The organism is Flavobacterium ustbae, assembly GCF_003946915.1.
Taxonomy (GTDB): domain Bacteria; phylum Bacteroidota; class Bacteroidia; order Flavobacteriales; family Flavobacteriaceae; genus Flavobacterium; species Flavobacterium ustbae.
Genome location: NZ_RPOC01000018.1, coordinates 57907 through 82031, shown reverse-complemented (window position 1 = coordinate 82031; position 24125 = coordinate 57907). Strand labels below are relative to the sequence as shown.

Below are 24125 nucleotides of genomic sequence, written 5' to 3'. Positions count from 1 at the left end.
TGAAATTTAAAAACTTCTTTTATACATTGAAGTTTAAATTCGTAATTGTATTTAACTTTTCTTTCCATAAAAATGCCCCCAAATAGTGTCTAACTTTTTGGGGGCAGTTCATGATGGAATTTGGGATTTTATATTGAAAGTTAAAACGAATTAGATTTTGTATCTTTTTCTATCCGTTTCACTTAAATAAATCTTTCTTAAACGTAAAGATTTTGGAGTAACTTCAACATATTCATCTTTTTGAATGTACTCTAAAGCTTCTTCTAATGAGAATTTGATAGCAGGAATAATTCTAGCTTTATCATCAGCTCCAGAAGAACGTACGTTAGAAAGTTTTTTCGTTTTAGTAACGTTAACCGTCATATCGTCGCTACGAGTATTTTCTCCAATTACCTGACCTTCATAGATATCCTCGTTTGGATCAACGAAGAATTTACCACGATCTTGTAATTTATCGATAGAATAAGGAATAGCTTTTCCGTTTTCCATAGAGATTAATGAACCATTGTTACGTCCAGGAATTTCTCCTTTGTATGGTTCGTATCCGATGAAACGGTGTGCCATAATAGCTTCACCAGCAGTAGCAGTAAGCAATTGATTTCTTAAACCAATGATTCCACGAGAAGGAATGTTGAATTTAATAATCATACGCTCTCCTTTACCTTCCATAGAAAGCATTTCACCTTTACGAATTGTTACGAACTCAACCGCTCTACCTGAAAGGTTTTCTGGTAAGTCGATAGTCAATTCTTCAATTGGCTCACATTTAACACCATCAATTTCTTTGATAATTACTTGTGGCTGACCAATTTGAAGTTCGTACCCTTCTCTTCTCATTGTTTCAATAAGAACAGATAAGTGAAGTACACCACGACCAAAAACCATGAATTTATCAGCAGAATCAGTTTCTCCAACTTTCATCGCTAAGTTTTTCTCCAACTCTTTTGTTAATCTTTCACGGATGTGACGAGAAGTTACAAATTTACCTTCTTTACCAAAGAAAGGAGAATCGTTAATTGTAAACAACATACTCATTGTTGGCTCGTCGATAGCAATTGTTTGTAAAGCTTCAGGATTTTCGAAGTCAGCGATAGTATCACCAATTTCAAAACCTTCAATACCTACAACAGCACAAATATCTCCAGCAACAACTTCTTCTACTTTTCTACGGCCTAAACCTTCAAAAGTGTGTAATTCTTTAATTCTAGATTTGATTACTTTACCATCTCTTTTTACCAAAGAAATTGGCATTCCTTCTTTTAAAGTACCTCTTTCAAGACGACCGATAGCGATACGACCTGTAAAAGAAGAGAAATCTAAAGAAGTAATCAACATTTGTGGAGTACCTTCAGAAACTTTTGGAGCAGGAACATTAGCAATAACCATGTCTAATAATGGCTCAATGTTTTCTGTTTGGTTTTTCCAGTCTTCAGACATCCAGTTGTTTTTAGCAGAACCGTAAACCGCTGGAAAATCCAACTGCTCTTCAGTAGCTCCTAATTCAAACATTAGATCAAAAACTTTTTCGTGAACTTCTTCAGGAGTACAGTTTTCTTTATCTACTTTATTGATAACTACGCAAGGCTTTAAACCTAAGTCAATAGCTTTTTGCAAAACAAAACGAGTCTGTGGCATTGGACCCTCAAAAGCATCCACTAACAAACATACACCATCGGCCATGTTCAATACACGTTCTACTTCACCTCCAAAATCCGCGTGGCCAGGAGTGTCAATAATATTGATTTTTGTTCCTTTATATTGAACAGAAACGTTTTTAGAAGTAATGGTAATACCTCTCTCGCGCTCCAAATCGTTATTATCTAGGATTAAATCACCTGTGTTTTCGTTTTCACGAAATAACTGACAGTGATACATAATTTTATCAACCAAAGTGGTTTTACCGTGATCGACGTGGGCAATAATTGCAATGTTTCTAATAGATTCCATCTGTGATTTTTAATGGGCGCAAAGGTACACTTTATTTTCTAAAAAAAAACGTTTCTAACATAGTTTGCGTATATACAATCAATTAGTTAATATAAAACATCAAAATATCGCTTTCAAAATGGCATTAACATACGTTTAGTTATAGTTAAATTAACTATATTTGAGGTGATGAAAAGTAAAACCCTCCAAATTACTCTTATTTATACCATCATCTCGATAATTATGGCAGTCATATGTCATAAATTACTCACAACCTACTTTTCTTCCTCAGAATTTAGCTACCTGCCTTTAGTAAAAGATATTTCATTTATCCTAATTACAGGACTCATTTTCAGTTTTATACTTTTAAAAAATGAAAAAAGAAACATTTCGATCTTTGAAAAGTTAAACAAAACAAACGAAGAAATAGAAGAATCGAATGAGAAATATGATATTGTAGCAAAAGCAACAAGCGATACTATCTGGGACTGGAAAATTCAGGAGGATAGCATTAACTGGAACAAAGGAATTGAAGGTGTTTTTGGCTATGACCAAAAAGAAGTAGGCAAAACTTCTAAATGGTGGTTTGACAAAATTCACCCAGAAGACAGCATTCGAATGTCAATAAAATTATACTCTTTTATAGAACAAAAAACGGAAAAATGGCAAGATCAATACCGTTTTAGATGTGCAGACGGATCATACAAATACGTTTTAGATCGAGGTTTTTTATTGAAAGATGAAAATGGAAGAGCTATCAGAATGATTGGAGCAATTCAGGATATAACAAAACAAAAAGAAGAAGAACAGCGATTAAAACTCTTAGAAACCGTAATTACACAATCTAAAGATTCTATTTTAATCACCGAAGCCAATTCTTCAGAGAGAAAAATACCCAAAATAGTATATGTTAACCCTGCATTTTCTCACATGTCAGGCTACCAGTCAAATGAAATTATTGGAAAGTCGCCAAACATTTTCAAAGGTCCAAAATCTGATTCAGATGAATTAAAAAAACTCCTAAGAGCCATAAAAAACGAAGAAGAATGTCTGATAGAAACAATTACCTACACCAAAAATAAAGAAGAATATTGGGTACGTTTTTCTATGATTCCGATTTTTAATAATGAAGGAGTAATTTCGCACTGGATTTCGATACAGCGAGACATTACAGACGAGAAAAAACTAGAAACAGAAAAAGAGCATCTGATTCGAGAATTGACACAAAACAATAAAGACTTAAAACAATTCTCTTATATTACTTCACATAATCTTAGAGCGCCGCTTTCTAATTTAATTGGCCTTCTTAATTTAATAGAAGATATTCCTGTAGAAAATGAGGAACTCCAAGAAATATTAGCTGGATTTACAAAATCAACTCATTTGCTTAATGAAACTATTAATGATTTGGTAAAAGTCATCATTATCAAAGACAATCCTTCGATGCAAAAAGAAGAAGTCTCTTTAAAAGAAGTTTTTGAAAATGTTTTCAGCCAGCTCTCCTTTCAAATCGAACTACACAAACCTATAATTAAACTTAAATTTGATAAAGTTCCCGAACTTATTACAAATAAAGCTTATATTGAAAGTATTTTATTAAATCTGCTTACCAATTCTATAAAATACAAATCGGAAAACAGAAAACTCAAAATATCCATAACAGCCGAACAAATAGAGCAAAGAACAATTTTAACCTTTAAAGACAACGGAATCGGAATTGATTTGGAAAGAAATCAAGATAAAGTATTCGGGCTTTATCAAAGATTCCACAACTATCCTGACAGCAAAGGATTAGGATTATATCTCGTAAAATCTCAGGTAGAGACTATGGGCGGAACAATCTCTATTGAAAGCGAGGTCAATAAAGGAACTATATTTACAATAACATTTAAAAATTAATTATTATGCTTGAGCAGATTTTATGCATTGACGACGACCCTATAACGCTGATGCTATGCAAAAAAGTAATTTCAAAATCTTCATTTTCGCATGAAGTTATTACAGCTCAAAACGGCGAAGAAGCTCTTCATTATTTCAATGTTCTAAAATACACCAACGATAAGGCAAAAAAAAAACCTGAATTAATTTTTTTAGATTTAAATATGCCCATTATGGGAGGATGGGAATTTCTAGATCATTTTACTTCGCTAGATTACAAAGAATTTAATACAGTTCCTGTAATTGTCTTATCTTCAACCATTGATCCTGAAGATCTTGCAAAAGCCAAAAAATATCCTATTATAATTGATTTCCTTTCTAAACCTATTACACTGCCAATGCTGGAATATCTTAAAAAGAAAATTGATTTATAAGTTCTGAAAATTCCAAATTCCAAGATAAAATACTCAAAAAAACAAATTCCAAATTCCAACTTATACAATTAGAATTTGAAATTTTTATTCTTGGAATTTCACTTAAAGTTCAAGCAAAAAAAAGTCCTCTAAAAAGAGGACTTTTGTATATCTAACAAATTGTATCAATTACAATTTAGCAACATGTTTAGTTAACTTAGACTTCAAGTTAGAAGCTTTGTTATCATGAATGATGTTCTTTTTAGCTAATTTATCAATCATAGAGATTACAGTTGATAATTTTGCAGTAGCATCAGCTTTATCAGTAGCTAATCTTAACGCTTTAATAGCGTTACGAGTAGTTTTATGCTGATATCTGTTAAGAACTCTTCTTTTTTCGTTGCTTCTGATTCTTTTTAATGCTGACTTATGATTTGCCATTTTCTTTTAATTTTAGATGTAATAATTATTATAAATACTAGTTAAAAAAGAAAAACCTCCCACAATTATAAAAACAATCACTTTGGTTTTAACTAATAAAATAAAAACCGAGACACCAATCTTTATTTTACAAAACTTATTTACAACTAATTTTGTAGTCTGTAAGGGAATCGAACCCCTGTTACCAGGACGAAAGCCTGGAGTCCTAACCCCTAGACGAACAGACCGTTTCTTCTAAGTTTTCTTCAATTTAAATAAAATTGAAATTGTAGTCCGTGGGGGAATCGAACCCCCCTTACCAGGATGAAAACCTGGCGTCCTAACCGATAGACGAACGGACCATTATATCAAGTTAAAGAACTTAAAAATCGCAGAAAAAAAGTAGTCCGTGGGGGAATCGAACCCCCCTTACCAGGATGAAAACCTGGCGTCCTAACCGATAGACGAACGGACCGTGTATTTCTCTAATGCGGATGCAAAGATACATCTATTTTTTAGTTGCACAATAGTTGATGCAAAAAAAATATATTTTTTTTAATAAGCCTTAGCAAAAAGCACTCTTTTAGAAGAAGGTTTCCCAGTAAACACGCAGGTTCCCACCTCTTCAACAGCATCTAAAGCGATGCAACGAATGGTCGCTTTTGTTAGCTCTTTTATCTTTTCTTCTGTTTCGGCAGTTCCGTCCCAGTGAGCAGACAAAAAGCCTCCTTTTCCTTCTAAAACTTCTTTAAACTCCTCAAAACTATTTACTTCTGTAATGTGAGAATTTCTATACTCTAAAGCTTTAGTAAATAAATCATTTTGAATCTGCTCTAAAAGATCATTTACATAATTTACGATTCCTTCTGCAGAAACCACTTCTTTTGACAATTTATCACGTCTGGCAACTTCAAAAGTTCCATTTTCTAAATCTTTTGGACCAACAGCAATTCGAACAGGCACTCCTTTCAATTCCCATTCTGCAAATTTAAACCCTGGCTTTTGAGTTGTTCTGTCATCAAATTTAACCGTGATTTTTAGTTTTCTCAATTTAGCCGTTAAATCATTAACTGCTTCTGTAATTTGAGCCAATTGTTCATCCGTCTTATATATAGGAACAATTACTACTTGAATCGGAGCCAAATTTGGAGGCAACACCAATCCTTGATCATCAGAATGCGTCATGATCAGAGCTCCCATTAAACGAGTAGATACTCCCCAAGAAGTTCCCCAAACATGTTCTTGCTTCCCTTCAGCATTAGCAAACTTAACATCAAATGCTTTTGCAAAGTTTTGCCCTAAGAAGTGAGATGTACCAGCTTGCAATGCTTTTCCGTCTTGCATTAAGGCTTCAATACAATATGTTTCATCTGCTCCGGCAAAACGTTCTGTTTCGGTTTTAAAGCCTTTTACTACTGGAATTGCCATAAAGTTTTCAGCAAAATCAGCATAAACGTTCATCATTTTTTCCGATTCCTCAATCGCTTCTTCTTTTGTTGCGTGAGCTGTATGCCCTTCTTGCCATAAAAATTCGGCAGTTCTTAAAAACAAACGCGTACGCATTTCCCATCGAACTACATTTGCCCATTGGTTAATCAACAAAGGCAAATCTCTATAAGACTGCACCCATCCTTTATATGTAGACCAAATTATAGCTTCACTTGTAGGTCGAACAATAAGCTCCTCCTCTAATCTTGCATTTGGATCAACCATTAATTTCCCTGGTCTTTCCTCATCATTTTTTAATCTGTAATGTGTTACTACTGCGCATTCTTTCGCAAATCCCTCAGCATTTTTCTCTTCCGCCTCAAACATGCTTTTTGGCACAAACAAAGGGAAATAAGCATTTTGATGTCCTGTTTCTTTGAACATGCGATCTAACTCTGCTTGCATTTTTTCCCAAATAGCATATCCGTATGGTTTTATTACCATACAGCCTCTAACTCCTGAATTTTCAGCTAGATCTGCTTTGACAACCAGTTCGTTATACCATTTCGAATAATCTTCTGATCTTGTAGTGAGGTTCTTACTCATATTATATATTTTGGCACAAATTTTGTTTTATACAATTTTAACTAAATAGTTTGACAAAACTAACTAATTTTGTAATGTGCAACAATAAAAAACACCACAGATATGAAAACTAACATTTCTCTTCGCCAAAACTCAGCTCATTTTTACTTAATTGGATTATTGAGTTTAGTACTTGCATCGTGTGGTTCCTACCAAAATTCATCTTATTATGATAATGATGGCGTTTATGGTAAATCATCAAATACAACTTATGTTCAGACCAATAATGGCACGAACAATCAATACAAAGAATATTTCAGATCATTACAGGACGACGATCAGCCAACTGAAATATTTACAGACGTTGACAACTACACGAATTATTCTGAAAGCGACAGTACACAAACTGCATCTGTAGGCTACCCTGCATGGGGAAGCAGCAGTTCTGATGTTTCTGTAAACATTTACTCTACTCCAACATGGTCATTCGGATTCGGAATGGGCTATCCATATTACGGATGGGGCTACGGAGGTTACTGGGGTTGGGGTTACCCAGGCTATTACGGTGGCTGGGGCTATCCAGGCTACTGGGGCGGTGGCTGGGGCTACCCAGGTTATTGGGGTGGCGGATACTGGGGTGGTGGCTACTACGGCTACAACAACTATAACTATTCTTACGGAAGAAGAGGTTCTGCAGGTTATTATGGAGATCGCAACTATGCTTACAACAGAAACTACTCTACTGGCAGAGGTTATACAACTAACAGAAACTACACTACTAACAGAAATTACACGACAAACAGAGGAAGCTATACAACCAATAGAAACTATACGACAAACAGATCGTCTAACGGGTATACTGATTTCAGAAGAAGCTCTAATGTAAATAGCCGAACAACAACTAGTCCGACATTCACAAACAGAAGATCGTACAATAATAGTTCTAACTATAACAATAGTACTTACACTAACAGAAGATCATACAATAATAGCGGTAACACCACAACAAACAGAAGCTATACACCTAGCAACAATAGCAATTCGTCAAGAAGCTATACTCCTAGCAATAGTGGTTCATCAAGAAGCTACACCCCTAGCAATAGTGGCGGAGGCTCTAGATCATACGGCGGCGGTGGCGGCGGTGGCGGAATGAGATCTGGCGGTGGCGGAGGAAGAAGATAATTTTTTCTCAGCCCCACTAAAATTCTAACTAAAACACATCAAAATGAAAAAAATACTTTTCCTATTTATAACAGGACTAACTGTCAGCGCGTCATACTCACAAGAAGTTTCAGATGCTTTGCGTTACTCTCAAGAAAATCTTACTGGAACTGCACGATACAGAGCAATGAGCGGAGCCTTTGGAGCTGTTGGAGGAGATATATCTGCTTTGAGCGTGAACCCGGCTGGATCTGCTATTTTCAACAGCAATCAAGTTGGAGTTACCTTTAGCAATCAGAATCTAAAAAATAATTCTAATTACTTTGGAACTCAAACTTCTGATAAAGAAAACTCTTTTATCTTGAATCAAGCGGGTGGCGTATTTGTTTTTAAAGATAACAACCCAAACAATGGCTGGAATAAAATTGCAATTGGTGCAACTTATGAAAATACTAATAATTTCAACAACCAAGTGTTTTCAGCTGGAACCAACCCTACTAATTCTATTGATGGCTATTTCTTAGATTACGCAAACGGAATTGAATTAAGAAACCTTGCAAATGCAGATTATAGAGATTTAAATTATAGACAACAACAAGCTTTTTTTGGGCTTGAAGGATACGTAATTGACCCTGTTACCAACGACCCACAAAACACACAATACATAAGTAATGTACCTGCCGGAGGAAATTACCATCAAGAAAATGAAATCTACACTAGAGGCTACAACAGCAAAGTAGGTTTTAACATTGCAACCTCTTACAAAGACAGATTATACTTTGGAGCGAACTTAAATGTTCATGTCACAGACTACAGAAGGTCATCGAGTTTCTATGAATACAATAACAATCCTTTAGCAACATACGAAACAATTTCTGATGTGGGTTTCAATAATGAACTTTATACATATGGAAATGGATTTTCTTTCCAACTTGGAGCAATAGGAAAAGTTACCGATGCTTTTAGACTTGGAATAGCATACGAATCAAATACATGGTATGAGCTTTACGATGAAGTATCGCAAAGTTTATATTCTACGAGACAAGCTGATGGGGGTTCGGCATTAAATGCTAATATAAATCCTAACATTATAAATGTATACGAACCTTACACCTTACAAACTCCAGACAAGTGGACTTTTAGTGCCGCGTATGTTTTCGGAAAATCAGGTTTATTAAGCATTGATTACGGTATAAGAAACTATGGAAACAGCAAATTCAAACCAACAAATGATTCTGGTTTTAGAGAAATAAACAGTGATATCAACAATGCTCTAACTAGTACTGGCGAACTTCGTATTGGTGGGGAATACAAAATAAAACAATTAAGCTTAAGAGGCGGATACCGTTATGAGGGAAGTCCATACAAAAACGGAATCACAGTTGGCGAATTAAACAGTTATTCTGCTGGTTTAGGTTATAGTTTTGGCGCTACAAAATTAGATTTAGCTTATTCTTATTTAGAAAGAAAATCTAATCAAGGCTTTTTCCCAAAGGGATTTACTGATGGAGCAAATATCACTTCTAAATTAAACAATGTCACCATGACTTTATTATTTGAATTGTAATTAAAAATCAAAATAGATGATTGAAAATTTCCGTCAGGTTTTACTTGACGGATTTTTTTTATCCTTCAAAAGCCGTTTGTTCGTAATACAATTAAAGATTAACAGGATGCAAGGACAATCAACTTCATAAAAAACAGCTAAAACAAACTGTAAACTAGTGTTGTTTGAATAAAAAAAGTGTAATTTTGCACTCCAATTTATAAAAGTATGAGAACCAAGTCTTTAAAAAAGAACAAAATTAACGTAATCACTCTTGGGTGTTCAAAAAATGTTTATGACAGTGAAGTCCTTATGGGACAGCTGCGTGCGAATGGAAAAGAAGTGGAACATGAAGCGCCTGCAGAAAAAGAAGGAAACATTATTGTAATTAACACTTGCGGATTTATAGATAATGCAAAAGCAGAATCGGTAAATATGATTTTGGAATATGCCGATAAAAAAGACAGAGGACTTGTAGATAAAGTTTTTGTAACAGGATGTTTGTCGGAGCGTTACAGACCAGATTTGGAAAAAGAAATTCCGAACGTTGACCAATATTTTGGAACAACAGAATTACCTCAGTTACTAAAAGCTCTTGGAGCAGATTATAAACATGAATTACTTGGAGAACGTTTAACTACAACTCCAAAAAATTATGCTTATTTAAAAATTGCAGAAGGATGCGACAGACCTTGCAGTTTCTGTGCTATTCCTTTAATGAGAGGTTCTCACGTTTCTCAGCCAATTGAAAAATTAGTAAAAGAAGCTCAAGGACTTGCTAAAAATGGGGTTAAAGAATTAATCTTAATCGCTCAGGATTTAACTTACTACGGACTTGATCTTTATAAAAAAAGAAATCTTGCAGAACTTCTAGAGGCTTTAGCAGCTGTTGAAGGAATTGAATGGATTCGTTTGCATTATGCTTATCCTACTGGTTTTCCAATGGATGTTTTAGAATTGATGAAACGCGAGCCGAAAATCTGTAATTATATCGATATTCCGTTACAGCATATTTCAGATTCTATCTTGAAATCAATGCGTCGTGGTACAACTCAGGCTAAAACAACTCAATTATTAAAAGATTTCCGCGCTGCTGTTCCTGGAATGGCTATTAGAACTACTTTGATTGTTGGCTACCCAGGTGAAACTCAGGAAGATTTCGAAATTTTGAAGGATTTTGTTCAGGAAATGAAATTTGACAGAATGGGATGTTTTGCTTATTCTCATGAAGAAAATACTCACGCTTATTTACTAGAAGATAATGTTCCAGATGATGTAAAACAAGCAAGAGCCAATGAAATTATGGAGCTTCAATCTCAAATTTCTTGGGACTTAAACCAAGAAAAAGTAGGTAAAATTTTCAGATGCATTATCGACAGAAAAGAAGGCGCTCATTTTGTTGGTCGTACAGAGTTTGACAGCCCAGATGTTGACAACGAAGTTTTAATTGATGCTTCTAAACATTATGTAAAAACAGGAGAATTTGTTAATATAAAAATAATTGAAGCGACAGAATTTGATTTATACGGAGAACCTGCTTAAATTTACAGGGAACTATTGCAAACATTAGACAAAAACACTTTTATGAAACCTACCCTAAACCTAATACTTTTTGTTTTTACTTTATTTTGTTTCAACACTGTTTCTGCACAATACGGAAACGGATACAATAATGGTTATGGTAACGGCTACGGCAACGGTTACGGAAGAGGCGGCGGAATGGGCATGGACAGAAGCATGATGGCTGGACCACAAAGTTCTCCAAGCAAACCAAAAGAAACTCCTCCTGAAGAAATTGCAGCAATTATTATGGAGCAAATGAAACCGAAAGTAAATCTAGATGAACTACAAGCCATTGCTATTTCGAATGTTTTGGCAGAAAGCATTAGAGAACAAGGTATTTTATTGAAAAATGAAAGCAGCAGCCAAGATCAAAAAATTGAGCAAATCAAAGCTTTAAAAGAAAGTACAGATAAAAAAATCTCTGCTTTTTTGAATCCCGATCAGATTGACAAATACAAAACTTTCATGGATACTTTTAAAGACATGAAAAAAACTAAATCGAAGAAGAAAAAAGACAAGGATTCTAAAGACTCTAAAGAAGTAAAAGACGCCCCAGATACGAAAATTTCAGAATAATCGTTATAAACTTATAAAACAACGAATTATGACAAAGAAACTTTTTTGTTATCTGATTTTAGCTCTTGCCATCAGCTCTTGCTCTACAAATCCGTACAAGAATACTGAAAAAGCTTACGATCAGCAGCTTAAAAATTTAGAAAACCAGATTACAAGTAAAGAAGCAAAGCCAATTCCTGCAGTTCCACCTCTAGCAATTGATACTTCTTATGCACAGCAACTGGGAATCGTAAAAGATACTTTATCGAAAACAGGTTCTACTTATTTAGTAAACGGAATAAATACCGAATGGGTTGGCACCGTAAATTTCAATTTAAGAAAACCTAGTTTTGTAATTATTCATCATACAGCTCAGGATTCGCTGCAGCAAACGATCAATACTTTTACAAAAACCAAAACTCAAGTAAGTGCCCACTACATCATTTCTGAAAATGGAAAAGTTGTACAGATGCTTAATGATTATTTAAGAGCATGGCATGCTGGAAATTCTACTTGGGGAAAAGTAACAGATTTAAACTCTTGTTCTATTGGTATTGAATTGGACAATAATGGTTTCAAACCTTTTACTGAAGCACAAATCAGCAGTTTAGTTGCTCTTTTGACAAAATTGAAAAAAGACTACAACATACCAACGCAAAACTTTTTAGGCCATGCGGATATTTCGCCGGGCAGAAAACAAGATCCGAGTGCCTTGTTTCCTTGGAAAATATTAGCCGAAAAAGGATTTGGTATTTGGCCAGACGAAGTTTTAGAACCAGCTCCGTTTGATTTTAAAATTGAACCTGCTCTCAGAATTATAGGTTACAATACCAAAAACTTAACCTCAGCAATTCAAGCATTTAAACTGCATTATATTCAAAGTGATGCAACCTCAGTTTTAGACAGAAAAACAATCGATGCTATTTATTCGATATATAAAAAACAGGTTCAATAAAACCTCAACGATAAAATAAAAAAAGCGTTTCTATAAAATTAGAAACGCTTTTTTTATTTTATACATTTAGATTCTTCTTACCAAGAAGACGCACTGCGGTGCGTATCTACAAACAAACAACTCCAACAATTCAAACCTGAATTGCAACTTGAAACCTGAAACCTGAAACTTCAAACCTGAAACCTGAAACTTCAAACCTGAAACTTCAAACCTGAAACTTCAAACCTGAAACAAAATAAAAAAGCTGCCAAAACATTTGTATGTTTCGACAGCTCCAAAAAAAAAAAAAAAAATATCAATCTTTATCTCTAGAAAGAGTATGTTGTTGCAATTAAAGCATAGAAGCTTCCTCCTGTTGGCAATGCATCTTTATCTAAGAATATATCCTCAGAAGCGGCATCGTATCTAAGTTCAGGAATAATTGTTAGTTTTCCAACTTTATAGTTTAAAGAAACAGTATTAGCAAATACGTTTGATCCTGTTAGTGTCCCTAAACTTGGAGCCGCATCTTTAGCATCAAAATATTCTATTCTGTAAGCTAAAAGCAATGATGGACTGAAAGAATAATTAGCATAACCTACTAAAGAGAACCATTCTCCATCTAAAGCACTATCAAAATCGTTTGTCGTTTTAGCATAAGTTGCATTAAACCCTAAAGCAAACGAATCACTAATAGCTTTAGACGCCACCAAATCAAACTGTGTTTTATTTTCGTCTGAAACTGGAATTACACTTCCTGGAATTGGATTAGTACTTCCTGTTGTAAAGTTCAAATAAGCACTTCCTGTATCTCCAATATATCCCAATTGTCCGATAAATGTCTTTTGATAAGAACCCGCATCCATTGCCGATTTAAAATCTGTTGGATTTGTAATTCCTGCCATAGCAGTAAATTTACCAGAAGTATATTGTGCTTTTACCCCTGTATTAAAAAACGGCCCATAAGAAAACGCATAAGACATACTATAGTTTTTATTATCTACCGCATCTAGCACCTCATACCCGATATGAGTTCCGAAACTACCGGCTACTAATTTAAATTCATCGGTCAAATTGTATGTAAAAAATAATTGCTTAATCATAAATTTTGCACTTGCATCTTTATCTGGCGTTTCATTATATGAAAACTCTGCTGCTCTTTTTCCGAAACCTAAGTCTACAAAAACAGAAGCTTTTCCGAAAGTATGTCCTGCTTCAATCGACGCCATTCCTAATTCGAATGAATTTTGTGAGTTGGTAAAGCTCGTTAATCCATTCATTTGTTTTGAAAAATCATATTTATAGTACGCATCTGCAGAGCCTCCCCAGGTGGTTGCAGGAGGAGCGGCAGCTTCCTCATCTTGGGCAAAGGCAAAAGAACTTGTTAACATCGCGGCTAAAATGTGAAATGCTTTTTTCATGTTTTAAATTGGTTTTTAGTTATTAATTGATTCTGGTTAGTTAATCTTTTATATATCTATTTAATAGTATAAGCCATTTCTAAAACCTCTTATGCGCCTTCAAATCATCATCATTTTCATTAGCGAATTTATTAACTTTTGTATGAGTAGAATAATCCAAAACTGCTTTTTTGACGTTTTAGGCGAAGAATTACGGATTACAAAAATTAAGTCGTCAATAATCAATATTTAATATTTATAGATATTTGTTTTTGAAAATTCAATAACACAATTTTATTAAATTTTAAAAAATTTTATAGGTATTTAAAAAATAAAACAGATAAAAACTACAAAATACCACTAAAAAATAACAACAAAATAACGACACCCCCTAAAATTTTAGGGGTATATTTAAAAAATTAAATTTATAACCAAAATTACATCATTCAAATTAAGGCTTAAGAACATTATTTCAACAAGGAAATTATTCCTACAAAAATGATTGCGTTTTGATTAGCCGCGAATCCTTTTTAGGACTTGTTTTTTTTTTCGGAATACAGAATCTTAAAAACAAAAAGAGCCTGCTCAAAATTGAGCAGGCTCTTCCCGTTTTAACAACTAGATATATTTTATTCTTCCTTATTATACTGTCTTAAATACTCACGGACTTTTATTCCAGATTCTTTTAAATCTTCCTCTTTCCACTTCCCTTCCGATTTAGCTGATTTTTTCAGAATAGAGCAAGTCTCATCTTTATCTGATACTGACCAAGTAATCCAGCTCAGTTTTCGCGATTCCATCCAATCAATATATTCCTGCCAAGCTTTATAATTTAAAGGCCCGTCTCCAGAAGCTTCCATTCCGGCCGATTCTGAAATAAAAACAGGCAACCCGTCTTTGATAGCTCTGTCGGTTCTGTCTCTTAATTCTTTGCCGTGTGTTGCAGCATAAAAATGCATCGTATACATTATATTAGTATAACCTCTTATAGGATCTTCGGCAGGGAGATTAATATCCTGATCCCAATGCGGACACCCTACCAGAATAATATTATTAGGGTCATTTTCTCGAATAACTTTAATAATTTCTTCTGAGTAGTTTTTCACTTCCCACCAAGTCTCATAATCTGGCTCATTAAACACCTCATATATTATATTAGGATATTTAGCATACTTTTTTGATATCTCTGCAAAAAAGGTTTTTGCTTCCTGAAGATTGATATTATGACTGTGCCAATCTACAATTACATAAATATCAGATTTTATAGCTCCCTGAATTACAGCCTCTATTTTCTCTTTTGAAAATTGTGGATCTTTTATATAAGAGTACTCGCCAAGCTCGATTCCCATTGCGGCACGAACGACATTGCAATTAAAATCTTTCTTTAACCAGCTTACCGCTTTTTCATTATAAAATCTCGGCCACATGCTATGCCAGCCAAAACTTAATCCGCGAAGTACAATTGGATTATTATCCTTGTCTACAAGCTGGGTTCCGAGAACACTTAGTTGACCGTGTTTTTTCACAAATTGTGCCTTTGAAACATTTACAAGAAGTAAAAAAAGAACTGCATACCAAACCTTTACTTTCATACTATAGATTTAAGGGATTAATTTTAAGGTAACAACATCATGAGAAGCTATTTCTGCTGAAAAAGCTTTTTTTGTATTTCCGATTTCTTTGTTTTTCCAAAGATCTTTTATTTTAAAGACGGTTTTACTAAAATCAGCTTCATATCCGAAATCGGCATCTTTTATATTGTTTTTCTTCCAATCGAAATTGACTTTTTTTGAAGTTTCGGTTCTATTAACAAAACTCACTGCCCAAGCGCCATCTGAAAGTGGTTTTACCCATACTTCTACTCCATCTAAAATTACATATTTAAACCCTTGAATTCCGAGTTTGTCCTGATTTACAGCAAGCAATTCTTTATTGGTTAAAATTGCTAACGTTTCCTTTGTCATTTTACGGTAATCATTTCCTGTAAATAATGGTGAAGAAAGCATACACCACATCGCAAAATGCGTTTTATCTTCGGTGTCGTTCATTTCGTTTCCAACTTCCATCATATCAAAATCATTCCAATGATCTGGACCCGAATATTTGCGAATATCTTTTCGCATATCGGCAATTTTCATAAACCCCCAAGACGACCAATTTTCTGGATGTTTGAATTCGCAATCGAAACACGGATAAATATCCCCAGAAATTCTCCAAAGATTCCCAATTGGTTTTCCCCATTCCCACGGCTGATTATCTCCCCATTCGCAAAGACTAAAAACAATAGGCCTTCCTGCGGTTTTTAATGCATTACTCATTGTGGTATAGGCTTCTTTTGCTGTAATTCCTTCTGTATTACACCAATCGTATTTTAGAAAATCGATTCCTAGTTTTGCATAAAATCTGGCATCTTGATATTCGTATCCTCTTGTTCCTGGATATCCTGCACAGGTTTTAGTTCCCGCGCAATTGTACAATCCGAATTTCAACCCTTTATTATGCACATAATCGATAAGCGCTTTCATTCCGTTTGGAAATTTTACTGGATCTGGCACTAAATCACCATTTGCATCGCGCTCATGCGTCATCCATCCGTCATCTAAGACGATATAATTGTAGCCCGCAGCCGCTAAACCAGAAGAAACCATAATATCAGCCGTTTCTTTTACTAACTTTTCGTCAATATTAGTTGCAAAAGTATTCCACGAATTCCAACCCATTGGCGGCGTCATGGCAAGTCCTTCAAATTTTCCTCCTTGCTGTTTATGCGTGTTTCCTTGACTGAAAACAATACTCGAAATACTTAGACAAAATCCCAAAATTATTTTTTTCATTTTTTCTATTTAAAAAAAATTAAAAAAATGTTCCCTAATTTTTCAATCAGGGAACATTTTTAAACTAACTAAAACAAACTATTTTACAAAAATCCAATATCATCTAGATAGAAAACACTTGCTGGAGTAAGTGAAATATTAGAAAATTCTTGAACAAATACATTGTCAAAAGTTCCTCCACTTAATAATTCAGGATGTAAATCTGACATAGGAATTGAAAGATGATTCCATTGACCCGGCACTAGAACAACTGTTGTACCTTTTGACGAATCACCTCTATCCGGATTTATTGTCACCATAATTTTAGTGCTTTCAGTAGGAAATATAGAGATCTTAACAAACTGATAATCTGCTGCTTTTAAAACTATACTTGATCCCATATAAAGTCCATTCCAAGGAGCTGCCACTTTTTTTATCGAATGTGTTCCTCTACTAACTTTTTCAGTACTTTCAAATTCAGGCTGAGCATCCCAGCCCCAACCAGACCCTTTTAATGAGTCTTCGTAAAGTAAATACTTAACACCAATACCGCTTGGAGCAGATACTCCAAAGTCTGTCTCTACAGTAATAAGGGCAAAAGAATCAAAATCGGCAGGAACAGTTGCTTTTATTTCTGTTGCAGAAACTACTGTAAACTCAGCAGTAGAAGTATCAAATTTTACACTTTTAACTTTTACAAAATCTTTACCTGTAATTGTAATTTCATCACCTGAAGAAGCCAATACTTGCGACAAACCTGTAATTGCCGGAGCTGGCGGCGATAACTCGATTACATTGCTCAAAACATTTATAAAACCATTTGTTCCGTAGTAATCTAATCCTGGCGCTGCTTTATCTGATCCGTTTACTTTTAAAACGCCATTTGTAACATTAATGCCTAACAAATATAAATCAGGATTAACCTCATTTGCCATTGTGCTATAATTTCCTGATGTCAAATAATCTGCTTCAACACCTTCAAGTGTAGCTACTCTTTTTTTAACACCTTTAATAATATGACTTAAAACAAGCTGTTTCAAGTCTTCTACCGGAACTAGACTAACATCTGGATATCCTAAATCGTTTACATAACCATTGGCTACCAAATACCCATCTAAAGTTGCGTTATTTGGAACAAAATAGGTATAATCATCAGCGGTGTTTAATGTCGATTCTAGACCAGCTAACTGTATCGCTTTTGTAAATGTGGTTAAATCGGTGTTGGCCTGAAGCATCCCGTATGTCGTGTTGTAATTTTGCTCTGCCCCTCCAATATCTTCAATTTCATTATCGCAAGAAGAAGCTGTAGTAACCAAAAACACACATACAGCAATATGCTTTAGTTTATTATATATATTTTTCATAAATTTTCTTTTAGTTTTTAATTATGGATTTTAAAAATTAAACTCAATTTTGAAGTTTGTTTTCTTGAAATCCTTCACTATTATTTCAATACAAATCCAATATTATCTAAATAGATAACATTTCCTCCAAATCCTCCAAATTCTTGAAATCCAAAATTCGATATTTCCGCGTGGTTACCGACTTCTGCATATGGTATTTCAACATAAGTCCATGAACTTTTTATATCAATTATTTTAGTATTGGCTGCAACATCAACATCATTAGCAAAAAACTTCACTTTTCCTGCTTTTTCACCTTTTATCCAAAATCGTATAGCCTTAAATTTACCTGTATCATGATAAGACCAGTTATTAATACCAATAACAAAACCGTCCCATTCTCCAGACTTCCATTCAATGCACTTTTTCCCTTCCTTAACATCTTTATCATAAGCTAGATTAAGCGCATTGTTATCGTCCCACAAATCATCCCAACCCCAGATATTAGTTTTCTTATCATCATAAACTCCTGAGCCAATTGTTTCTGGAGCTACTGTTGTTCCAGAGACATTTGTTATTGATAAATTTTTCAAATAAGTACCTTCAGGAACTTTTACCACGATTTCTGTTAATGTTGCTGACATCGGTTCCACTCTAGTTTCTCCAAAATTTACAACAGGACGTAAAAAATAATCTCCAGTAATCGTGATTACATCTCCAGGATTAGCATTAACCGGGAAACCTGTAATACTAGGAGCAGGAGGTCTAATGGCAACTTTATAATTTAAAGTTCCTGCATTGGTGACAATCTTCATTTCATCCATTTCATTATAATATGGCGTTTTTTCATCCACTAATATTACAATAGCATTATCTGTGACGAAAGTCGGATTAAAATAAGACTCCAACCCATTAAATGAAATTGATTTTAATGTAGCAAAACCAGATCCTCTAATAATGTAATAATTTCCTGCATTGATAACATCTGTAGGAACATCTACTTCTCTATCGCCTTCGACCAACGGATCATCTACAACAGATTTTGTAATTCCTGTTACTTCTAGCTTTCCAGATGAACCTCCAGAATCATCATTTGAACAAGAAGCGAATAGCAAAATTGAAATCGAAGCCAAAAAACACAACTTCAATAACATTCTATCTTTTATATTTTTCATAGTGATTTACTTTTAAAAAATTAATTGAATTGGTAAGGAACTGGTGCCTCTTTCAACTTTGGATTTTTTCTAACTTCGATATCTGGTTTTGGATAAATAAAATCTGTCGGTGTTGGCGTATAATGCGTTACACCTTGAGAATCAAAACCTCTATCTTGCTGAGAAATGATATCAATAGCTTCCTGACGTGGAAGTCTTCCTAAATCGAACCAAAATTCTCCTTCAAAAGCAAATTCAACTCTTCGTTCGTGAAACAAAGCCGTTTTGGTTAATGGCACATTCGCTCCTAAAAGACCTAAACCTGCTCTAAACCTTACTTTATTATACGATTCTTTTGCTGCAGCATTAGTAGTTTCTTGAGCACCAGCCATAATTGCTTCAGCATGAATTAATAAAAGGTCAGCATAACGCATAATATAATTGCAATTGTTCATACCTCCCCATTGGTCTGCTGGCCCTGTTTCGCTAGTCGCTTGACCTACAACATATTTCTTAACCGCTGCACCAGTGTTAGCCAATAGATCGCCATATTTATCTTTATCCATTACAAAACCTACTTCTCCTTTGGCTTTCATATTTGGGTAAGAATCGCCATAAATCATAAACGATTCTTTTCTTCTTAAATCTCCAATTTCAAAAGCATCCTGAACATCATTACTCGGCACATAAGTCGCACCGTAAGAAGCATTATCATTCAAGATATCCAAACCATACTGAATATTAGAAAAATTTCCTCCGCCATACGTATTGATTGCACCAGACCATTGCCAAGAATAAATAGATTCTTCGTTATTGTTTTTACTTGTCAAGAACAGATCAGCAAAATTTGGCAAAAGGCCAAACTCGCCAGAATTAATCACTTTTTCAGCCATTAATTGAGAGTCTGAATATTTTTTCTCATACAAATATACTTTCGCTAGAAATGCTTCTGCAGAACCTTGTGTTACAAAAACATTCTCGCCGCCTGGAGTTCTAGATCTCACTTTTGATTTTAGATTTGCAGCCGCATATTTTAAATCGTTTTCAATAAATGTATACACATCTTCAATTCTGTTTGTATTAACCAACGGATCTTTTGCCAATACTAAATTATCTTCAATAAGAGGCACCGGTCCATACAAACGAACCAAATAGAAATACGCAATTGCTCTAAAGAAATGTGCTTCTGCAACGGTGTTTTTAATTACAGCCGCGCTTACATTTGCAGTAGCGTTTTTTTCTATATTATTAATCAAATTATTGGATTGCGCTATAATGGCAAAACAAGCTCTCCAAGGATCTAATAAAATCGGACTATCAGAAGTCAATTTAAACTGGATCAGCTCTGGACCATCTGCATAAGCCAAACAGTTTCCTGAAGACAACTCCGATAATGCATAGAAATTTTTAGTATAATATGGAGCCCACATTGCACCGTACATTCCATAAGTAGTTCTGGCTACCTGCTCGTCGCTATTGTAAAACTCTTCACTGCTGTAACTGTCTTCAGATGGGCGATCTAAGAAATCTTCACTGCAAGAAGTTGTTGCTAAACCTAGCGTTAAGAATAAAACTAAGGTTTTTATATTGATATATTTTTTCATAAGAGTAATGATTAAAATTCTAAATTCAATCCAAAAGTAAAACTACGATTGGTTGGATAACGTCCTGAATCGATTCCAACTAACAATGGATCTTGATTATAAGAACCCACCTCAGGATCATAACCTGTATATTTAGTAAAAGTGTAAAGATTTTGAATTCCTAAGTAAAATCTTAATTTACTAATACTAGCTTTTGAAATAACATCAGAAGGCAAGCTGTAACCTAAAGTTAACTGCTGAATTCTTAAATACGATCCGTCTTCTACATAACGGTCAGAGATCGCAATATTCGGATGTCCGTCTCCACCATCTGGTCTAGGATACTTTGCATCTGGATTTTCTGGTGTCCAAAAATCTGCCGCTTCTGCTAATTGATTTTCATACAAACGCTGGTTTTTAGTACCTGCACGTCTAGTTAAGTTCATTACCTTATTTCCATAAGATCCCTGTAGAAAAACTCCTAAATCAACATTTTTGTATTTAAAAGTATTATTGAAACCATATGTAAATTTTGGTTGTGGATTACCTATATAAGTTAAGTCTTTATCATCGATCAATCCGTCTTTGTTTTGGTCTACATATTCCACGTCTCCCACCTGGCTTTTCACCGCTTTATTTCCTGTAAAAGGAATTGGTGCATTTGCCAATTGTTCATTGTTTCTAATGATTCCTACTGTCTCATAGCCATAAAATTGACCAACCGGACGACCCACTACCGTTTTAGTTACTGCTTTGTTAGTATAATCATTAAGCATTACATCTTTTGTCAAATCAAAATTATCTTGTAAGCTCAATAATTTATTTTTATTGGTTGAGAAGATTACTTTTGAGTTCCAGCTAAAATCTTTTCCAAACTTATTATTATAATCCAAAGTCATCTCGAAACCTTGATTTCTCAAACTACCTAAATTTACATTTGGCGCACCTAAACCTCCTTGATAAGCGTCTGTACCCGTAACATAATAAGGTAACGGCAGTACAAATAAGAAACCTTCAGACTCTTTTTTGTACACATCAAACGTGGCTTGAAGTTTTGAATTGAAAAGCGTAAAATCTAAACCCAAGTTGGTTTGAGTAGAAGTTTCCCAAGTTAAACCTGGATTGGCAATATTGTTAACGGTAAAGAAATTCCCGAGCGCCGATTTTATGGCACGAACTGTACTCATATAACCTGCACCGCCAATATTTTGGTTTCCGGTTTCACCATAACCTCCTCTAATTTTGATGTTATCAATATATTCTTTAGTCCCTTCCATAAACTTTTCGTTCGAAAGTTTCCAATACCCTGAAAACGAAGGAAAATAGCCCCATTTTTCGCCTGGTCCAAAATTAGAACTTCCGTCTGCTCTAAACGTTGCCTGTACACCATATCGGTTTCCGTAATCGTAATTAAAAGACCCAAAGAAAGAGTACAAAGCAGAGCTTCCTTTATATTCCGTACCCACAAGTGTATCAGGATCTCCCAAACTAATTGAACGAACATCATTACTTACCAAACCTGCAACAGATTGCGAATTTCCGTTCCAGTGACTATCATTAGCCTCTTGACCCGCTAAAACATTAAAATGATGGTCGCCAGCATCAACTTTATAAGTCAGAACGTTTTTAACGTTCATACCATACCAAGTGTTAGCTCTCTTTACAAGTTCATTCGTTTCTTTAACGGCAGCGCCCCAAGTATAAGTAGGCTTAAAACCTTCAAAGTCATCTATATTTGTAGATCCACCAAAATCAAATCGATATTCAAGTCCTTTTGCTATTCTAAAATTGGCATAAAAATTACCTATGAAATTTCTTTTAACCAATTTGTTGGTATTCATCAAAGCAGAAGCAACTGGATTAATCCAAACTCCGATCGAACCATCTGCCGGCGGACCTGCATAATCTCCATTAGTATCTTTTACTGCAACGTCTGGAGTCGATAAAATAGACGTACTAATAATACCATTGCTAGCGCCATTAATTGTAATATCTTCATTTGTAATACCTGTTCCTAGCGAAACCCCAACAGTAAGCCAATCTTTTATTTTACTGTCTACGTTAGTTTTGAAATTATATCTTTTAAAACCAGAACCAATTACAATACCTTCTTGATCGACATAACCTCCAGAAATATAGTACGTAGTGCCATCTTTTGCTCCTGAGAACGAAATTTGATGATTGGTCATTACAGCCGTTTTATAAATCTCATCTTGCCAGTTTGTTCCTTTACCCAAAACAGAAGGAACAGCAAATTCATCTCTTGGTGTCACACCATAAACTCCTGCCAAAGCATTTTGCTGTGTCGCATATTGACTCAAAGTCATAGTATCTAACAAACGGGTCACATTTTGAATAGACATAAAAGAGTCGTAAGTAATTTTTCCTGTGCCTTTCTTACCTCTTTTTGTCGTAATAATTACAACTCCGTTCGACGCTCTAGAACCATAAATCGCAGTTGCAGAAGCATCTTTCAAGATATCCATCGTCTCAATATCATTAGGATTTAGAAACGCTATAGGGCTAGAAGTCACATTACCTGTATTAGCTCCCAAATAACCCGTTACAATAGAACCACCAGTATTAGTATTAGAAGCATCTCCAGAAATTGGAATACCATCTATGATATATAATGGCTCATTTGTTCCTGAAATAGAAGTCGTTCCACGAATTTTTACCGACACACTACCTCCTGGCTGTCCAGAATTATTGGTAACCGAAACCCCTGCGGCACGTCCTTGTAATAATTGATCTACAGATACTTGTGGAGAATCTGCAATATCTTTGGAGCCTACTGTGGAGACGGCACCCATTAAATCTTTTTTCTTTACGCTTCGATATCCTACGTTTACCAAAACTTCGCGCAAATCTTCGGCGCTTAGTTTCAAAATAACGTTTACAGTTCCACCATTTTTAACGTTGACTGTCTGTGCAACATATCCGATAAAAGAAACCGTAATAGTCGAATTTGCAGGTACATCGATCGAATATTTTCCATCAAAATCGGTTGATGCGGTCTTCTTTGTACTCGTAGCCATTATGTTGGCACCTGGAATAGAAAGTCCCTTTTCATCAGAAACCGTTCCCGAAACCTTTACCTGAGCTGTAATAAAATTACTAGTCAGTAACAAAAATAATATCAAAGGAACGGCTGTGTGGTCAGCCATCCAATGAATGAAGCTAGTCATTAGTTTTTTCATAATAAGTTTTTGGTTAGTTAAATTTGTTTATTGCATAATCTAAAAGTAAATGCCTGGGTAATTTTTACTTTAAAATTATTTAACAAATCTATAACAGGGAGGATTATCAAATCGATAATATTATATCATTTAATGATAATATTTTTACTAGAACGGATTTAAAAAACAGATATGAAAATAAAACCATATAAATTTTAAATTATTCGCAATCACAACCTACCAA

General features: G+C 34.7%; 17 protein-coding genes and 3 tRNA genes. 7 read left to right on the top strand and 13 right to left on the bottom strand.

Annotated features, from left to right (window positions below; translation table 11 throughout):
- Positions 1–150: 150 nt before the first annotated feature.
- Positions 151–1947, bottom strand: a complete 1797-nt coding sequence (typA, locus tag EG814_RS17970; protein WP_125723272.1) for a translational GTPase TypA — start codon at positions 1945–1947, stop codon at positions 151–153.
- Between the two features lie 168 nt (positions 1948–2115).
- Between typA and EG814_RS17965 the strand changes: the two genes are divergently transcribed.
- Complete coding sequence (locus EG814_RS17965; RefSeq protein ID WP_125723271.1) at positions 2116–3825, top strand: PAS domain-containing sensor histidine kinase; 1710 nt, start codon at positions 2116–2118, stop codon at positions 3823–3825.
- 5 nt (positions 3826–3830) lie between these two features.
- Positions 3831–4238, top strand: coding sequence for a response regulator (locus EG814_RS17960; RefSeq protein WP_125723270.1), 408 nt, complete (start codon positions 3831–3833; stop codon positions 4236–4238).
- Between the two features lie 168 nt (positions 4239–4406).
- On the opposite strand, the gene rpsT is transcribed toward EG814_RS17960, so the two are convergent.
- From rpsT to proS, 5 genes are all read right to left on the bottom strand, one after another.
- Positions 4407–4658, bottom strand: a complete 252-nt coding sequence (gene rpsT, locus EG814_RS17955) for a 30S ribosomal protein S20 (RefSeq protein WP_073417115.1) — start codon at positions 4656–4658, stop codon at positions 4407–4409.
- Positions 4659–4813: 155 nt separating this feature from the next.
- A tRNA-Glu gene (locus tag EG814_RS17950) sits at positions 4814–4885 on the bottom strand.
- Between the two features lie 42 nt (positions 4886–4927).
- Positions 4928–4999, bottom strand: a tRNA-Glu gene (locus EG814_RS17945).
- A gap of 41 nt (positions 5000–5040) precedes the next feature.
- A tRNA-Glu gene (locus EG814_RS17940) sits at positions 5041–5112 on the bottom strand.
- A gap of 80 nt (positions 5113–5192) precedes the next feature.
- Entirely contained in the window at positions 5193–6671 is a 1479-nt protein-coding gene (proS, locus tag EG814_RS17935) for a proline--tRNA ligase (protein ID WP_125723269.1), read from the bottom strand.
- A 102-nt stretch (positions 6672–6773) separates the two neighbouring features.
- On the opposite strand from proS, the gene EG814_RS17930 reads away from it, so the two are divergent.
- The 5 genes from EG814_RS17930 (at position 6774) to EG814_RS17910 (ending at position 12430) form a co-directional block, all read left to right on the top strand.
- Positions 6774–7832, top strand: coding sequence for a hypothetical protein (locus EG814_RS17930; protein WP_125723268.1), 1059 nt, complete (start codon positions 6774–6776; stop codon positions 7830–7832).
- 43 nt (positions 7833–7875) lie between these two features.
- The gene (locus EG814_RS17925; protein ID WP_125723267.1) at positions 7876–9378 is read left to right on the top strand and encodes an OmpP1/FadL family transporter; all 1503 of its coding nucleotides are present in this window, start codon (positions 7876–7878) and stop codon (positions 9376–9378) included.
- Positions 9379–9585: 207 nt separating this feature from the next.
- Complete coding sequence (gene rimO / locus EG814_RS17920) at positions 9586–10899, top strand: 30S ribosomal protein S12 methylthiotransferase RimO (protein ID WP_125723266.1); 1314 nt, start codon at positions 9586–9588, stop codon at positions 10897–10899.
- A gap of 42 nt (positions 10900–10941) precedes the next feature.
- A complete protein-coding gene (locus EG814_RS17915; RefSeq protein WP_125723265.1) occupies positions 10942–11496 on the top strand; it encodes a hypothetical protein in 555 nt (184 codons plus the stop codon).
- A 28-nt stretch (positions 11497–11524) separates the two neighbouring features.
- On the top strand, positions 11525–12430 hold the full coding sequence (locus EG814_RS17910; RefSeq protein WP_125723264.1) for an N-acetylmuramoyl-L-alanine amidase: 906 nt from the start codon (positions 11525–11527) through the stop codon (positions 12428–12430).
- Positions 12431–12738: 308 nt separating this feature from the next.
- Here EG814_RS17910 and EG814_RS17905 read toward each other — a convergent pair whose 3' ends face one another.
- The 7 genes from EG814_RS17905 to EG814_RS17875 form a co-directional block, all read right to left on the bottom strand.
- Positions 12739–13830: an outer membrane beta-barrel protein gene (locus EG814_RS17905; RefSeq protein WP_125723263.1), complete on the bottom strand. Its 1092-nt coding sequence runs from the start codon at positions 13828–13830 to the stop codon at positions 12739–12741.
- 608 nt (positions 13831–14438) lie between these two features.
- On the bottom strand, positions 14439–15401 hold the full coding sequence (locus tag EG814_RS17900) for a glycoside hydrolase family 5 protein (RefSeq protein WP_125723262.1): 963 nt from the start codon (positions 15399–15401) through the stop codon (positions 14439–14441).
- A 9-nt stretch (positions 15402–15410) separates the two neighbouring features.
- Positions 15411–16643 carry a glycoside hydrolase family 27 protein gene (locus tag EG814_RS17895; protein WP_125723261.1) on the bottom strand — a complete coding sequence of 411 codons (1233 nt, stop codon included), beginning with the start codon at positions 16641–16643 and terminating at the stop codon, positions 15411–15413.
- Between the two features lie 83 nt (positions 16644–16726).
- A complete protein-coding gene (locus EG814_RS17890; protein ID WP_125723260.1) occupies positions 16727–17986 on the bottom strand; it encodes a fasciclin domain-containing protein in 1260 nt (419 codons plus the stop codon).
- Positions 17987–18066: 80 nt separating this feature from the next.
- A complete protein-coding gene (locus tag EG814_RS17885) occupies positions 18067–19140 on the bottom strand; it encodes an IPT/TIG domain-containing protein (RefSeq protein WP_125723259.1) in 1074 nt (357 codons plus the stop codon).
- A 20-nt stretch (positions 19141–19160) separates the two neighbouring features.
- Positions 19161–20723 carry a RagB/SusD family nutrient uptake outer membrane protein gene (locus tag EG814_RS17880; RefSeq protein ID WP_125723258.1) on the bottom strand — a complete coding sequence of 521 codons (1563 nt, stop codon included), beginning with the start codon at positions 20721–20723 and terminating at the stop codon, positions 19161–19163.
- 11 nt (positions 20724–20734) lie between these two features.
- A complete protein-coding gene (locus EG814_RS17875) occupies positions 20735–23902 on the bottom strand; it encodes a SusC/RagA family TonB-linked outer membrane protein (RefSeq protein ID WP_125723257.1) in 3168 nt (1055 codons plus the stop codon).
- Positions 23903–24125: the final 223 nt, after the last annotated feature.

Bases quoted from the DNA above. Each gene is read 5' to 3' on its own strand.
- rpsT (WP_073417115.1), bottom strand. From the start codon at position 4,658: ATGGCAAATCATAAGTCAGCATTAAAAAGAATCAGAAGCAACGAAAAA.
- EG814_RS17925 (WP_125723267.1), top strand. From the start codon at position 7,876: ATGAAAAAAATACTTTTCCTATTTATAACAGGACTAACTGTCAGCGCG.
- EG814_RS17880 (WP_125723258.1), bottom strand. From the start codon at position 20,723: ATGAAAAAATATATCAATATAAAAACCTTAGTTTTATTCTTAACGCTA.
- EG814_RS17885 (WP_125723259.1), bottom strand. From the start codon at position 19,140: ATGAAAAATATAAAAGATAGAATGTTATTGAAGTTGTGTTTTTTGGCT.
- EG814_RS17960 (WP_125723270.1), top strand. From the start codon at position 3,831: ATGCTTGAGCAGATTTTATGCATTGACGACGACCCTATAACGCTGATG.
- rimO (WP_125723266.1), top strand. From the start codon at position 9,586: ATGAGAACCAAGTCTTTAAAAAAGAACAAAATTAACGTAATCACTCTT.
- EG814_RS17900 (WP_125723262.1), bottom strand. From the start codon at position 15,401: ATGAAAGTAAAGGTTTGGTATGCAGTTCTTTTTTTACTTCTTGTAAAT.
- EG814_RS17930 (WP_125723268.1), top strand. From the start codon at position 6,774: ATGAAAACTAACATTTCTCTTCGCCAAAACTCAGCTCATTTTTACTTA.
- EG814_RS17875 (WP_125723257.1), bottom strand. From the start codon at position 23,902: ATGAAAAAACTAATGACTAGCTTCATTCATTGGATGGCTGACCACACA.
- EG814_RS17890 (WP_125723260.1), bottom strand. From the start codon at position 17,986: ATGAAAAATATATATAATAAACTAAAGCATATTGCTGTATGTGTGTTT.
- proS (WP_125723269.1), bottom strand. From the start codon at position 6,671: ATGAGTAAGAACCTCACTACAAGATCAGAAGATTATTCGAAATGGTAT.
- EG814_RS17965 (WP_125723271.1), top strand. From the start codon at position 2,116: ATGAAAAGTAAAACCCTCCAAATTACTCTTATTTATACCATCATCTCG.
- EG814_RS17895 (WP_125723261.1), bottom strand. From the start codon at position 16,643: ATGAAAAAAATAATTTTGGGATTTTGTCTAAGTATTTCGAGTATTGTT.
- typA (WP_125723272.1), bottom strand. From the start codon at position 1,947: ATGGAATCTATTAGAAACATTGCAATTATTGCCCACGTCGATCACGGT.
- EG814_RS17905 (WP_125723263.1), bottom strand. From the start codon at position 13,830: ATGAAAAAAGCATTTCACATTTTAGCCGCGATGTTAACAAGTTCTTTT.
- EG814_RS17910 (WP_125723264.1), top strand. From the start codon at position 11,525: ATGACAAAGAAACTTTTTTGTTATCTGATTTTAGCTCTTGCCATCAGC.
- EG814_RS17915 (WP_125723265.1), top strand. From the start codon at position 10,942: ATGAAACCTACCCTAAACCTAATACTTTTTGTTTTTACTTTATTTTGT.